The 12,991-nt window shown below is 75.4% G+C and carries 8 protein-coding genes; 6 read left to right on the forward strand and 2 right to left on the reverse strand.

The genetic code is table 11. From position 1 onward, the window contains the following. Positions 1 to 2: 2 nt before the first annotated feature. Both GA0070214_RS09885 and GA0070214_RS09890 read right to left on the reverse strand, forming a co-directional pair. Complete coding sequence (locus tag GA0070214_RS09885; protein ID WP_091261680.1) at positions 3 to 1,640, reverse strand: GMC family oxidoreductase N-terminal domain-containing protein; 1,638 nt, start codon at positions 1,638 to 1,640, stop codon at positions 3 to 5. Continuing rightward, complete coding sequence (locus GA0070214_RS09890) at positions 1,637 to 2,206, reverse strand: DUF5987 family protein (protein WP_377463226.1); 570 nt, start codon at positions 2,204 to 2,206, stop codon at positions 1,637 to 1,639. The genes GA0070214_RS09885 and GA0070214_RS09890 overlap by 4 nt, the downstream gene beginning before the upstream one ends. Positions 2,207 to 2,544: 338 nt before the next feature. Here GA0070214_RS09890 and GA0070214_RS09895 point away from each other — a divergent pair, with 338 nt between their 5' ends. The 6 genes from GA0070214_RS09895 to GA0070214_RS09920 all read left to right on the forward strand — a co-directional run bounded on the left by GA0070214_RS09895 (position 2,545) and on the right by GA0070214_RS09920 (position 12,990). After that, complete coding sequence (locus tag GA0070214_RS09895) at positions 2,545 to 3,609, forward strand: carboxymuconolactone decarboxylase family protein (RefSeq protein ID WP_091261681.1); 1,065 nt, start codon at positions 2,545 to 2,547, stop codon at positions 3,607 to 3,609. Between the two features lie 99 nt (positions 3,610 to 3,708). Next, positions 3,709 to 4,278 (forward strand): hypothetical protein, encoded by a 570-nt coding sequence (locus tag GA0070214_RS09900; RefSeq protein WP_377463225.1) that lies wholly within the window; start codon positions 3,709 to 3,711, stop codon positions 4,276 to 4,278. After that, positions 4,275 to 4,862, forward strand: coding sequence for a copper resistance CopC family protein (locus tag GA0070214_RS09905; protein ID WP_091261682.1), 588 nt, complete (start codon positions 4,275 to 4,277; stop codon positions 4,860 to 4,862). The genes GA0070214_RS09900 and GA0070214_RS09905 overlap by 4 nt, the downstream gene beginning before the upstream one ends. 71 nt (positions 4,863 to 4,933) lie before the next feature. Next, complete coding sequence (locus GA0070214_RS09910; protein WP_091261683.1) at positions 4,934 to 5,929, forward strand: DUF1702 family protein; 996 nt, start codon at positions 4,934 to 4,936, stop codon at positions 5,927 to 5,929. 181 nt (positions 5,930 to 6,110) lie between these two features. Further along, entirely contained in the window at positions 6,111 to 7,076 is a 966-nt protein-coding gene (locus tag GA0070214_RS09915) for a DUF1702 family protein (RefSeq protein ID WP_091261684.1), read from the forward strand. A 124-nt stretch (positions 7,077 to 7,200) separates the two neighbouring features. Beyond that, a complete protein-coding gene (locus GA0070214_RS09920) occupies positions 7,201 to 12,990 on the forward strand; it encodes a type I polyketide synthase (RefSeq protein ID WP_091261685.1) in 5,790 nt (1,929 codons plus the stop codon). Position 12,991 lies beyond the last annotated feature (1 nt).

Below are 12,991 nucleotides of genomic sequence, written 5' to 3' on the forward strand. Positions count from 1 at the left end.
GGTCAGCCGCGCAGCGCCGGGGGGCGGGCGGACACGGTGGAGCCCTCGGGCAGCCCACCGTGGTAGGTCACCGGCACCCCGCGCTCCTGCGCGGCCCGCACGATGCCCGGAATGGCCCGCTCGGCGAGGGCGGCGATGGTCAGCGCCGGGTTCACGGTCAGCGCGCCCGGCACCGCGGAGCCGTCGGTGACGAACACGCCCGGGTGCCGCCGCAGCTCGTGCCGGTCGTCCAGGGCCGAGGTCTCCGGGTCGTCACCGATCCGGCAGGACGCCAGCGGGTGCACCGTGTACGCCCCGACCACGTCGTTCGTCCACGGCATGACCCGGGCCAGCCCGTCGCGCTCCAGGATGTCGCGCACGTCGGCGTCGGCGGCCGCCCAGCCCCGCCGCGTGTCGGCGGTCGGCACGTAGCGCAGCGGGCCGCGGCCCAGCATCTGCTGGGAGATCCGCTCGGCGTTGCCGGTGGCCGGCGGCGGCCCGAAGACGCCCTCGTTGTCGTCCTCGGACATCGTGAAGATCGTCAGCCACGACTGCCAGCGGCGCATCAGCTCCTTCTTCTCGGCGCCGAACCAGGTCGGGCCGGTGGCGTCCGGGACCTGCGCCAGGATGGTGCCCAGGCCGGGCGGGAAGTAGAGCTGCTCCAGCGAGTACCGCTCGAACTCCGGCAGGTCCGGGTCGAGGCGGTCCCAGCTCGCCACGGTCGGGCCGCGCCCGATCTGGTTCGCCGCGTACGCCTGCCCGCCCGGCCGGCTCAGGCCCAGCACCGACCGGACCCGGTCCTCGTCGAAGACCGCCGTGTTGAGCCGCTCGCCGTTGCCGGAGAAGTACCGGCCCACGGCCGGCGGCATGGGGCCCAGATCCGGCTCGGAGCGGCGGAGGATGACCGGGGTGGCGCCGGCGCCCGCGGCCACGATGACGATCTTCGCCTCGATGACGCCCTCGTCGTGCAGCACCCGGTAGTCCTCGTCGTCGACGATCCGGTAGTGCACCCGGTAGCCGCCGTCGTCGGTGCGGGAGAGGTGCTGCACCTCGTGCAGCGGGCGGATCTCCGCGCCGTGCGCCAGCGCCGCCGGCAGGTAGTTGAGCAGCAGCGACCGCTTCGCGTCGTAACGGCAGCCGGCCATCATCCAGTTGCAGTTGGTGCAGCGGTCCAGGTCGACCGCGGACGGCACCGGGTTGGCCGTGCGGCCGGCGTGCGCGCAGGCGGCCGCGAACAGGCCGCCGGCGTAGGGGACCTGGTCCCAGCCGTACCGGGTCACCGGCAGCGCCTCGGTGACGCGGTCGTACCACGGGTCCAGGGTGTCGCGGTTGATCGACGCCGGCCACATCCGGCGCCCGATGCCGCCGCGCCGCTCGAAGACGAACCGCGGCGCCCGCGGCATGGTCGCGAAGTAGACCACGCTGCCGCCGCCCACGCAGTTGCCGCCGAGGACGCTCATCCCGTCGCCGACCACGAAGTCGAAGATCCGGGTGTACGAGGAGCCCAGCTCGAAGTCCTGGTCGAACTCGTCGCCGCTGAGCCAGGGCCCGCGTTCCAGCACCACCACCCGGGCGCCACCGGCCGCGAGGTGGTACGCGGGGATCGCGCCGCCGAAGCCGCTGCCGATCACGAGGACGTCGGTGCTCTCGGTGCTGTTCATGCCGGGCTCCCGGTGGAGGTGGTGTGCGGATGCAGCGGCGCCAGCGGCCGCCCGTAGGAGTACTCGGGGAACCGCCACAGGCCGTCGGCGTCGGGCCGGTGGTATCCGATGGTGAGCAGGCCGGGGTGCCCGGCGGCCAGCGCCGCGTGCGTGCCCAGGTGCGCGGCGCTGTCGAAGGCCATGTTGCTGAACAGGGCCAGCCCCACCCACATCTCCTTCTCGGGGTGGTCCACGGCCAGCAGTTCCTGGAGCAGGCGGGTGCGGTCGGCGTGTTCGAGCGCCACGAACGGCGGCACCGAGGGGTCCAGCGCGTGGCCCTGCTCCTGGGCGTAGCGGCTCGCGTGGGCGTTCAGCGCTCCCGCGAGCGGCTCCAGCACCGCCGCGTACCCGCTGGCCGGATGTTCCAGCAGCTCGAGCGCGCCGGCCGCGACGGCCCCGCCGCCGGCCGCCGCGCCGGCGACCGCCCGGTCCTCCGGCCACCGTTTCTCGCCCGGCACGATCGTGTCGGCGAACGCTTCGATCGTCATGACCCGCACCTGGTCGGCATCGCTCGTGTCGGCGTGCACAGCTGCCCTCTTCCTGTGGCGGTCGGGGCGGCGTACCCCGGTTCGATGTGCGGGCCGGCGCGCGCCGCGGACGGAAAGGGACGCGGGTCGACGTCGCGGCGGCGGTGCCGGCCGCGGCGACCTGCGTGAATGTGCGATTCATCGTGCCGACGGGCCGGATCGCCCCGCACCTTCGACGTTGCGGTGGTATCCACCCACGACGGTCTTCTTGCCGCGTGCGCAATCGACCGCGCGGCGTTCCCGGCCCGGGTCCGCCGCCGAATACTGGCAGTGGCGCGGCCGCCACGCGGCTGCGTCCGCGCCGGTCCGGGCCGGCGCCAGATGACGCGGGAGGGGACATGATCGTGGGGCGGGTGGCGTCGTCGGTGGTCCGGCGGCACGTCAAGTACGTGACTCCGGTGCCGACGGCCGCGGCGAGCGGGCTGGTGGCGGAGACGTACGCGCAGATCGCCGACGAGATGCGGCTGGTGGTGACGCCGGCCCTGCCGCACTCGGTCGTCCCGGAGCTGCTCGCCGCCTACTGGATGCTCAGCCGCGAGCCGCTGCTGCCCACCACGGCGGTGGACCGTTCGGTGAAGGAGGCGGTGGCCGCGGCGGTGTCGGTGGCCAACATCTGCCCGTACTGCGTCGACATGCACAGCGTCGGCCTCTACGACCTGGCCGGGGAGCCGGACGCCGAGGCCGTGGTCGCCGACCGGGTCGAGGAGATGGCCGACGACCGGCTGCGCCGGGCCGCGCGCTGGGCGCGCGCCGCGCACACCGCCGACGCCCCGCCGTTCCCGTTCGACGAGGCCGCGCGGCCCGAGCTGGTCGGGGTCGTGGTGGGCTTCCACTACGTCAGCCGCATGGTCAACGTCTTCCTGGCCAACTTCCTCCTGCCGCCCGGCCTCAGCCCGCGGGCGCGGCGCCGGTTGAAGCGCGGCATCAGCCGGGTGCTGCATCCGGCACTGCACGACCCGCGGGAGCCCGGCCGCTCGGTGCCGCTGCTGCCGGTGGCCCCCCTGCCCGCGTCCGCCGCCTGGGCCGCCGGCAACCCGCACGTGGCCGCGGCGACCGCCCGGGCCTACGCGGCGTTCGAGGCCGCCGGGGAGCGGGCGCTGAGCCCGGCGGTGCGGCACCTGGTCGAGGAACGGCTCGCCGGCTGGCGCGGCGAGGACACCGGCCTGAGCCGCCGCTGGTGCGAGCTGCTCGTCGAGGGGCTGCCCGAGGTGGACCGAGCCGCCGGCCGGCTCGCCCTGCTCACCGCGTTCGCCTCCTACCAGGTGGACGAGGAGGTGATCGGCGAGTTCCGCCGGCACCACCCGGACGACCGCAGCCTCGTGGAGGCGGTGTCGTGGGCCAGTTTCGCGGTGGCCCGGGAGGTGGGTGCCCGGCACCTCGCCGCCGACGCGTCCCGCACCTGAGCACGGTGGAAGACGCGGCACCGCCGCGCCGGACGGCAGTCTGGGGAGGCGCTTGTGCCGGTCGCGCGGACGCCGGCAGCGATCCCCCTAGGAGGCAACGTGACCAGCTACGGAGTGGCCCTCACGGAGACCGGCGGTCGTCCGGGGCGCCTCAACGGAGCCCACCACCGCTTCGCGTTGAACGCGTTCATGGTCGTGGTCATCGGCCACTGGGCCGAGCACCTGACCCAGGCGTACCAGATCTGGGTGTTGGGCTGGCCGGTGCCGCAGGCCCGCGGCGTGCTCGGGCTGGCCTACCCCTGGCTGGTGACCTCGGAGTGGCTGCACTACGGCTACGCCCTCGTGATGCTGGTCGGCCTGTGGATGCTGCGACCGGGCTTCACCGGCCGCAGCCGCGGCTGGTGGACGGCCGCCCTGGCCATCCAGTTCTGGCACCACATCGAGCACCTGCTGCTGCTCCTGCAGGCCCAGACCGGCCACTTCCTGTTCGGCCGCCCGGTGCCGACGAGCCTCCTGCAACTGGTGCTGCCCCGGGTCGAGCTGCACCTGTTCTACAACACGGTGGTCTTCCTGCCGATGGTCGTGGCCATGTACCTGCACCTGCGGCCGAGCCCGGCGGAGCAGCGGCTCATGGCCTGCTCCTGCCGCCCGGCCGCGGCGCGGGCATGACCGGGGCGACGCCGGTCGCCGAGGGGAGCCGGTCCCCGGCCCGGGCCCGGGTGCTCGCCGCCGTCGTGCTCACCGTCGTGGTCGGGGTCGCGCTGCTGCTGGCCACCGGCCGGGAGCCGGAGCTGCGGCTGGTCGGCGCGGAGCCGGGCGGGGACGCACCGCTGCGCACCGCGCCGACCAGCGTGTCGCTCACCTTCAGCGACGACCTGTCGGCGGTGGCGGCGCACCTGAGCGTCGCCGGCCCGGACGGCCGCCCGGTCAGCCGCGGCGCACCGACGGTCGACGGCCGCCGGCTCGCCGTGTCCACCGTCGACGGCGGCCCGGGCCGATACCGGCTCGCGTACCACCTGAGCCTGACCGACGGCAGCGAGGTGACCGGCAGCGGCGAGTTCGTCGTCGGCACGGCCGCCGCCCCGGCGCCCGCGCCGGCGGACTCCGCCGGGCACCAGCACCTGCGGCGGGACGGCTGGAACCTGGCCCTGGCCCTGGTCGACCTGGTGCTCGTGCTGGGCGCGCTGGTCGCCTTGCTGCCGGCCGGTCGCCGGCGCCGGCCGGCGCGCGGAGGCGGACCCGCGCGGCGCTGACGGTTCCGCCACCACCGAACCGGCGCCCGCCCGCGCGGCGTGCGGACGCCATCGCAGACAGGGGGAGACACATGCCCACCACACTCGGTTCCCTGCGGCGGCTGGTGCTGGCGCCGTCGCTGGCGGAGGTGACCTTCGCCCGGCGGGGCTTCCCGGTGCAGCCGTCCCCGGTGACCCGGCGACTCGAGGCCATCCCGCAGTCGGTGATCTGTGGCTTCGAGTGGGGCATCGACACCCGCGACGAGTGGGAGCTGGAACGGCGGCTCAGCTTCGTCGACGAGGAGTTGCGGGGCTTCGCCTACGAGGGCGCGACGATGGCGTGCACCGTGCTGGACGCCATGGGGCCCCGGCGGGGCGGGCGCACCCGCAGCCTGCTGCTGGGCCCGGGCGCGCCGCACCTGTTCCTCGCCTACATCGGCATCGGGTTCGCCATGGCCCGGCTGCCCCGGCTGCGGTGGCGGGCCGTGCTGCCCGATCTCACCGGGTCGCCGTACCACCCCACGATGAGCTGGCTGGCCGTCGACGGGTACGGCTTCGACCGGGCCTACTTCGAGACCGACCGGTACGTGCACCGGCAGGAGCGGCTGGCGCCGTACCCCTGGCTGGGCCGGGCCGACTACTTCCCGCGCGCCGTCGACCAGGGGATCGGGCGGTCATTGTGGTTCATCCACGCGGCCCGCCCCGACGACGTGGCGGCGGCCGTGGGCCGCTTCGCGCCGGAACGGCACGCCGACCTGTGGAGCGGGGTGGGGCTGGCCGCCACGTTCGCCGGCGGCGCCGACGCCGAGGCGCTCGCCGGCCTGCGCCGGCACGCCGGCCGGTACGCCCCCGACCTCGCCCAGGGCGCCGCGTTCGCCGCGAAGGCCCGCAGCCACGCCGGCTTCGTGCCCGAGCACTCCCAGGCGGCCATGACCGCGCTGGGCGGCTGCTCCGTCGAGGCGGCGGCCACCCTCGCCGACGACGTGGCGGCCGACCTGGAGCGGGCGGGCGACGTCGAGCCGTACGAGGTGTGGCGGCGGGCGGTGCGGTCCCGGTTCTCCCCGGCGACGCTGTCCACCGGGGACTGACCCCCCGGTGCCCACCGACGACCCGGCCACCCCACGCGGCGGCCGGGTCGTCGGCCGGGCCGCATCCGGCCGGCCGGGCCGTCAGTCCGCACCTTTGAAGAAGACCTCGCGTTCGTTTTCTTGCCACCATCGGAATTGACGTTTCCGCGTCCTTACCGCACCCACCGGCCTGGGGGGAAACATGCGCCTTCTCCGTTCACTGCGCCGCCGCATCCTGACGCCGAACGTGCGTGAGACCAGGATGGACGTGCGCGGCTTCACCGTGAAGAACGACGCCTCCAAAAGGCTGCTGGAAACCGTCGGGTCCGCGTTCCTCACCGGTTACGGATACGCGGCCGAGGCGCCCGGCGCCGCGGCGGCCGAACCCCGGCTGGAAACCATTCCCACGCAATTTCGCGGATTCGCCTACGAGGGCGCGGCCATGGCGCTGGCCATGCGGGACGGGCTGCGCGTCGGCCGCCCGCGGCACGTCGCCGAGCTGCTGGCCGGGCGGGGCGACGCGCACGCGTACATGGCCTACGTGGGCGTCGGCTGGGCGATGGCCCGGCTGCCCCGGTTCCGGTGGCACCGGCTGCACGCCCCGGACCCGCTGCTGCGCTGGCTGGTCCTGGACGGCTACGGCTTCCACCAGGCCTACTTCCGCACCGCCCGCTACGCCTACCTGGCGTACCGGCCGGCGGCCTTCCCGTGGCCCGGCGACGACCGGACCGGCTACGCCGTCCGCGCCATCGACCAGGGCGTCGGGCGGGCCCTGTGGTTCGTCGGCGGCACGGACGTGGACCGGGTCGGCGAGCTGATCGGTCGCTTCGCCCCCGAGCGGCGCGCCGACCTGTACGCCGGCGCCGGTCTCGCGGCCACCTACGCCGGCGGAGCGAGCGAGGCGGAACTGGTCCGCTTCCGCCAGGCCGCCGGCGAGCACCGGGACCAGCTGGCGCAGGGCAGCGCGTTCGCCGCCGGCGCCCGGGTGCGCGCCGGGCTGGTCGTCCCGCACAACGAGGTGGCCACCGCGGTCTTCTGCGGCACCACCCCCGCCGAGGCGGCCAAGGTGACCGACGCCGCGCTGGCGCAGGCCCGCCCCACCGCCACCCGACCCGCCTACGAATCGTGGCGGCTGGCCATCGCCGAGGAGTTCCGGCACCGGTGCTGACGGCACCGCCCCGCCGCCCCGTCCGGACCCGCGTCCGGACAGCCGCCGAAACACCGGTCCGTCCGTCCGCCGGCGCTCGCCGCGCGGGCCGGATCGACACCGGCGCGTACCGAAGGAGAAATCTGTGAGCAGGATCGCTGTCGTCGGGATGGCGTGCCGGTACCCGGACGCCACCTCACCCCGAGAACTGTGGGAGAACGCCCTGGCGGGCCGCCGGGCGTTCCGCCGGCTGCCGGACGTCCGGATGCGCCTGGAGGACTACTGGGACCCGGACCCGCGCACGCCGGACCGCTTCTACGCCCGCAACGCGGCGGTCATCGAGGGCTACGAGTTCGACCGGATCGCCTACAAGGTCGCCGGCAGCACCTACCGCTCCACGGATCTCACCCACTGGCTGGCCCTGGACGTCGCCGCCATGGCCCTCGCCGACGCGGGTTTCCCGATGGCCGAGGGGCTGCCCCGGGAGCGCACCGGCGTGGTCGTGGGCAACACCCTCACGGGCGAGTTCTCCCGGGCCAACCAACTGCGGCTGCGCTGGCCCTACGTGCGGCGCATGGTGGCCGCCGCCCTCAAGGAGCAGGACTGGGACGACGACCAGCTCAGCTCGTTCCTGGACGGCTTCGAGGCGACGTTCAAGAACCCGTTCCCCGAGGTCGACGAGGACACCCTGGCCGGCGGCCTGTCCAACACCATCGCCGGGCGCATCTGCAACCACTTCGACTTCAAGGGCGGCGGCTACACCGTCGACGGTGCCTGCTCGTCCTCGCTGCTGTCGGTGGCCACCGCCTGCAAGACCCTCGTGGACGGTGAGGTGGACGTCGCCGTCGCCGGCGGTGTCGACCTGTCGATCGACCCGTTCGAGATCATCGGCTTCGCCCGCACCGGCGCGCTCGCCACCGGTGAGATGCGCGTGTACGACCGCGGCTCCAACGGCTTCTGGCCGGGCGAGGGGTGCGGGATGGTGGTGCTGATGCGCGAGTCCGACGCGCTGCGGGCCGGCCACCGCATCTACGCCACCGTGGCCGGCTGGGGCATCTCCTCCGACGGCAAGGGCGGGATCACCCGGCCCGAGGTCGCCGGCTACCAGCTCGCCCTGCGCCGCGCGTACGAGCGGGCCGGCTTCGGCATCGAGTCCGTGCCGCTGTTCGAGGGGCACGGCACCGGCACCGCGGTCGGCGACGCCACCGAGCTCAAGGCGCTCTCGCTGGCCCGGCGCAGCGCCGACCCGGCGGCGTCCCGGGCGGCGATCAGCTCGATCAAGGGCATGATCGGCCACACGAAGGCCGCGGCCGGGGTGGCCGGCCTCATCAAGGCGGCGATGGCTGTGCACCACCAGGTGCTGCCTCCGGCCGTCGGCTGCGTCGACCCGCACGAGCTGCTGGCCGAGGACTCGGCGGCGCTGCGCGCGCTGCGCAAGGCGGAGCCCTGGCCGGCGGGCGAACCCGTCCGGGCCGGCGTCACCGCCATGGGCTTCGGTGGCATCAACACCCACATCGTGCTGGACGGCGCGCCCGCGACGCGGCAGGAGCGGCTGGACAGCCGCACCCGGCAGCTCGCCTCCTCGGCCCAGGACGTGGAGCTGCTGCTCATCGACGGCAGCAGCCCGCAGGAGCTGCGGGAGCGGCTGGGCCGGCTGCTCGACTTCGTCCCCCAGGTGTCGTACGCCCAGCTGGCCGACCTGGCCGCCACCCTGCACGCGGAGCTGCGGCACCTGCCGCACCGCGCCGCCGTCCTGGCCAGCTCGCCGGAGGACGCGGAGCGGCAGCTGCGCCGCCTCTGCCAGGCCCTCGACGCCGACGAGACCGAACTGCTCACGGCCGACGGCCGGTGCTTCCTCGGCCACGCCGGCGGCCCGCGCCGCGTCGGCTTCCTCTTCCCCGGCCAGGGTTCCGGCCGAGGCACCTCCGGCGGGGCGCTGCGGCGCCGGTTCGCCGAGGTGGACGAGATCTACCAGCTCGCGGACCTGCCCAGCGGCGGGTCGGCCATCGCCACCGAGGTCGCGCAGCCGCGCATCGTCACCGGCTCGCTGGCGGGCCTGCGGGTGCTGTCGATGCTCGGCATCAAGGCCAGCGTGGCCGTGGGCCACAGCCTGGGCGAGATCTCCGCCCTGCACTGGGCGGGCGTGCTGGACCAGTCCGCGCTGCTGCGCACCGCGGCGCTGCGCGGCAGCACGATGAGCCGGCTGAGCGCCTCCGGCACGATGGCCAACATCGGCGCCGCCCCCGAGCTGGTCACCGACCTGACCGCCGGGCTGGACGTGGTGATCGCCGGCTACAACGGTCCGGAGCACACCGTGATCGCCGGGACCGCCGCCGACGTCGAGGAGGCCACCCGGCGGGCCACCGAGAAGGGCCTGTCGGTCAATCCGCTCGCGGTGTCGCACGCCTTCCACTCCCCGCTCGTGGCGCCCGCGGCGGACGCCTTCCGCGACGCCCTGTCCGGGCAGCGCTTCGGGGCGGTGGGCCAGCGGGTCATCTCGACGGTGACCGGCGAGGCGCTGGCCGAGGACACCGACGTCACCGCCCTGCTGCACCGGCAGATCACCGACCCGGTGCTCTTCGCCCAGGCGGTCACCCTGGCGGCCAAGGAGGTGGACCTGTTCGTCGAGGTCGGACCGGGGCGGGTGCTGTCGTCGCTGGCCGCCGCCAGCACCGACGTGCCGGCCGTGGCCATGAACACCGACGACGAGTCGCTGACCGGGCTGCTGCGGGTGGTCGCCGCCGCGTACGTGCTCGGCGCCGCCGGCGCCGGTGCGGCGCTCTTCCACGGCCGCCTGGTCCGGCCGTTGAAGGTGGGTCAGGAGTTCAGCTTCTTCGCCAGCCCGTGCGAGGTGGCGCCGGTCGTGGACCTGCCGGCCGTGACGCGGCGGCCGGCCGCCGAGCCGGCCGCGGCCGACGGGGCGGCGCCGACCGGTGAGTCCGGTGTGGACATGCTGCGGCGGCTCGCGGCCGAGCGGGCCGAGCTGCCGCTGGAGATGGTCCACGGGCAGAGCCGGCTCCTCGACGACCTGCACCTCAGCTCGATCACCGTGGGCCAGATCGTCAACCAGGCCGCGCAGCTGCTCGGTGTGCCGCCCGCGCAGACCCCGACCAACTTCGCCACCGCGACGGTGGAACAGCTCGCCGACTCGCTGCGGGAGCTGGCCGGGACCGGTGGCGGTGGCGCGGCCGAGCCGCCGCCCACGGTCGAGGGGGTCGCCGACTGGGCCCGGGCCTGGCGGATCGACCTCGACGAGACGGCCCGTCCGGCCCGGCCGGAGCCGGAGGTGCACGGCCACTGGGACCTGCACGCCGACCCCGGTCACGCGCTGGCCGAGCCGCTGCGCGCGGCGCTGAGCCGGGGCGCCCTCGGCGGCGGGATCCTGGTCTGCCTGCCCGACCGGTGCGAGGAGCGGCACGTCCTGATGGCCCTGCGCGCGGCGCGGTCCGCCGCGACCGCCGCTCCCGGCACCCGCTTCGTCCTGGTGCAGCACGGCCGCGGCGCGGCCGGCCTGGCCCGCACGCTGCGGCTGGAGGCACCGCGCCTGCGCACCACGATCGTGCACACGCCCGCAGTGCCGGAGGCGGTGGACCGCGTGGTCGCCGATGTGGCGGCCACGGTCGAGCACAGCGAGGTGTACTACGACGACGACGGGCGGCGCCGGGTCCCGACGCTGCGCGTCATGCCGGTACGGCCCGCGGCGCCCACCGCGCCGCTGGACGACACCGACGTCCTGCTGGTCACCGGCGGCGGCAAGGGGATCACCGCCGAGTGCGCCCTGGCCCTGGCCGCCGACAGCGGGGCCCGGCTGGCCGTGCTCGGCCGCAGCGACCCGGCCGCCGACGAGGAGCTGGCGGCGAACCTCCGCCGGATGGCCGACGCCGGCCTCCAGGTCTCCTACCAGCGGGCCGACGTCGGCGACGCCGCCCAGGTGCGCGCGGCGGTCGACCGGATCCGCGCGGACCTCGGCGAGGTGACCGCCGTGCTGCACGGCGCCGGGCGAAACGAGCCGATGGCCATCACCCAGGTGGACGACGCCGCCGTGCGGCGCACCTTCGCCCCGAAGGTGGACGGCCTCACGGCGGTGCTCGCGGCCGTGCGGCCCGAGCGGCTGCGGCTGCTGGTCACCTTCGGCAGCATCATCGGCCGGGCCGGCCTGCGCGGCGAGGCGCACTACGCGGTCGCCAACGAGTGGCTCGCCGACCTGACCGAGGAGTTCGGCCGGGATCACCCCGACTGCCGGGTGCTCTGCCTGGAGTGGTCGGTCTGGTCCGGCGTCGGGATGGGCGAGAAGCTGTCCGTGGTGGAGTCGCTCAGCCGGGAGGGCATCAGCCCGGTCAGCGTCGACCAGGGGCTCACGCTGCTGCGCCGGCTGCTCGCCGACCCGCAGGCGCCGCCGACCGTGGTGGTCGCCGGCCGCGCCGAGGGCGTGGACACCATCCGGCGGGACGCCCCGGAGCTGCCGCTGCTGCGCTTCGTCGACCGGACCCCGGTGCGCTACCACGGCGTCGAGCTGGTCAGCGAGGTCGAGCTGACGTCGGCCACCGACCTCTACCTGGCCGACCACCGGCTCGACGGGAACCTGCTGTTCCCGGCCGTGTTCGGCATGGAGGCGATGGCCCAGGTCGCCACGGCGCTGACGGGCGGCACCGCACCGGTCATCGAGGACGCCCGCTTCGTCCGGCCCATCGTGGTGCCCCCGGACGGCAGCACCACGATCCGGATCGCGGCACTGGTGGTCGACGACGACCGGGTCGACGTGGTGATCCGCAGCGCGGAGACCAACTTCGCCGCGATCCACTTCGCCGCCACGATCCGGTTCGCCGGCGAGCCGGCCCCCGCGGCCGCCGCCGACGAGCAGGCCGTCGCCGGTCTGCCGCCGGTGGCCCTGAAGCCCGCCGCCGACCTGTACGGCGACACCCTGTTCCAGGGCGACCGGTTCCAGCGGTTGCGCCGCTACCACCGGGCCGCCGCGCGGCACGTGGACGCGGAGGTGGCGGCGGTGCCGTCCACCGGCTGGTTCGCCTCGTACCTGCCGGCCACCCTGCTGCTGGGCGACCCGGGTGTGCGGGACGCGCTCATGCACGGCAACCAGGTCTGCGTGCCGGACGGCACGCTGCTGCCGGCGGCGATCGAGCGGCTCTGGCCGGCGGGCGAGCGGCTCGCCGAGGCGGGCACGCTGCGCTACCGGGCGAGGGAGCGCAGCCGGGACGGGGACACCTACGTCTACGACATCACCCTGCACGACGACGCGGGGACGGTCATCGAGCGGTGGGCCGGGCTGCGGCTGCGGGCCGTGCGCAAGCGCGACGGCCGTGGCCCGTGGGTGGCTCCGCTGCTCGGCCCCTACCTGGAGCGGACGCTGGGTGACCTGCTGGACGTGTCGGTGGCGGTGGCGGTCGAACCGGATCCGGTGCTCGCGCCGGCGCCGGACGCCCCGCAGGGCGAGCACCTGCGCCGCCGCCGCGCGGCGACCGCGCTGGCCGCCGGCCGGGCCCTCGGCCGTCCCGTCGAGATCGGCTACCGCCCCGACGGCCGCCCCGAGCTGCCCGACGGGGCCCCGATCTCCGCGGCCCACGACGCCGGGCTCACCCTCTGCGTCGTCGGCGCCCCCGGCTGCGACGTGGTCCGGGTGAACCCGCGCCCGGCGCACGTGTGGGCGTCGCTGCTGGGCCGGCACGCCGACCTGGCGACGGCGGTGGCCGAGACGGACGGCGAGTCGCCGGAGACCGCGGCGGCCCGCGTCTGGGCCGCGATGGAGTGCCTGCACAAGGCCGGGCACACCAGTCTCGCGCCGCTCGGGCTCGAACCCGCCGACCGGGCCGGGTGGACCGTCTTCTCCTCGGGCGACCTGCGCGTCACCACCCTCGCCACGACGCTCCGCGACCTGCCGGAGCCGGTGGTCTTCGCGATCCTCACGGAAGGACGTGGCTGAA

Origin of the sequence: Micromonospora chaiyaphumensis (genome assembly GCF_900091435.1) — a bacterium.
In the GTDB taxonomy this organism is placed as follows: Bacteria; Actinomycetota; Actinomycetes; order Mycobacteriales; family Micromonosporaceae; genus Micromonospora; species Micromonospora chaiyaphumensis.

Excerpts from the sequence above, each read along its gene's own strand:
- GA0070214_RS09885 (WP_091261680.1), bottom strand. The coding sequence starts at position 1,640 with ATGAACAGCACCGAGAGCACCGACGTCCTCGTGATCGGCAGCGGCTTC.
- GA0070214_RS09895 (WP_091261681.1), top strand. The coding sequence starts at position 2,545 with ATGATCGTGGGGCGGGTGGCGTCGTCGGTGGTCCGGCGGCACGTCAAG.
- GA0070214_RS09905 (WP_091261682.1), top strand. The coding sequence starts at position 4,275 with ATGACCGGGGCGACGCCGGTCGCCGAGGGGAGCCGGTCCCCGGCCCGG.
- GA0070214_RS09910 (WP_091261683.1), top strand. The coding sequence starts at position 4,934 with ATGCCCACCACACTCGGTTCCCTGCGGCGGCTGGTGCTGGCGCCGTCG.
- GA0070214_RS09915 (WP_091261684.1), top strand. The coding sequence starts at position 6,111 with ATGCGCCTTCTCCGTTCACTGCGCCGCCGCATCCTGACGCCGAACGTG.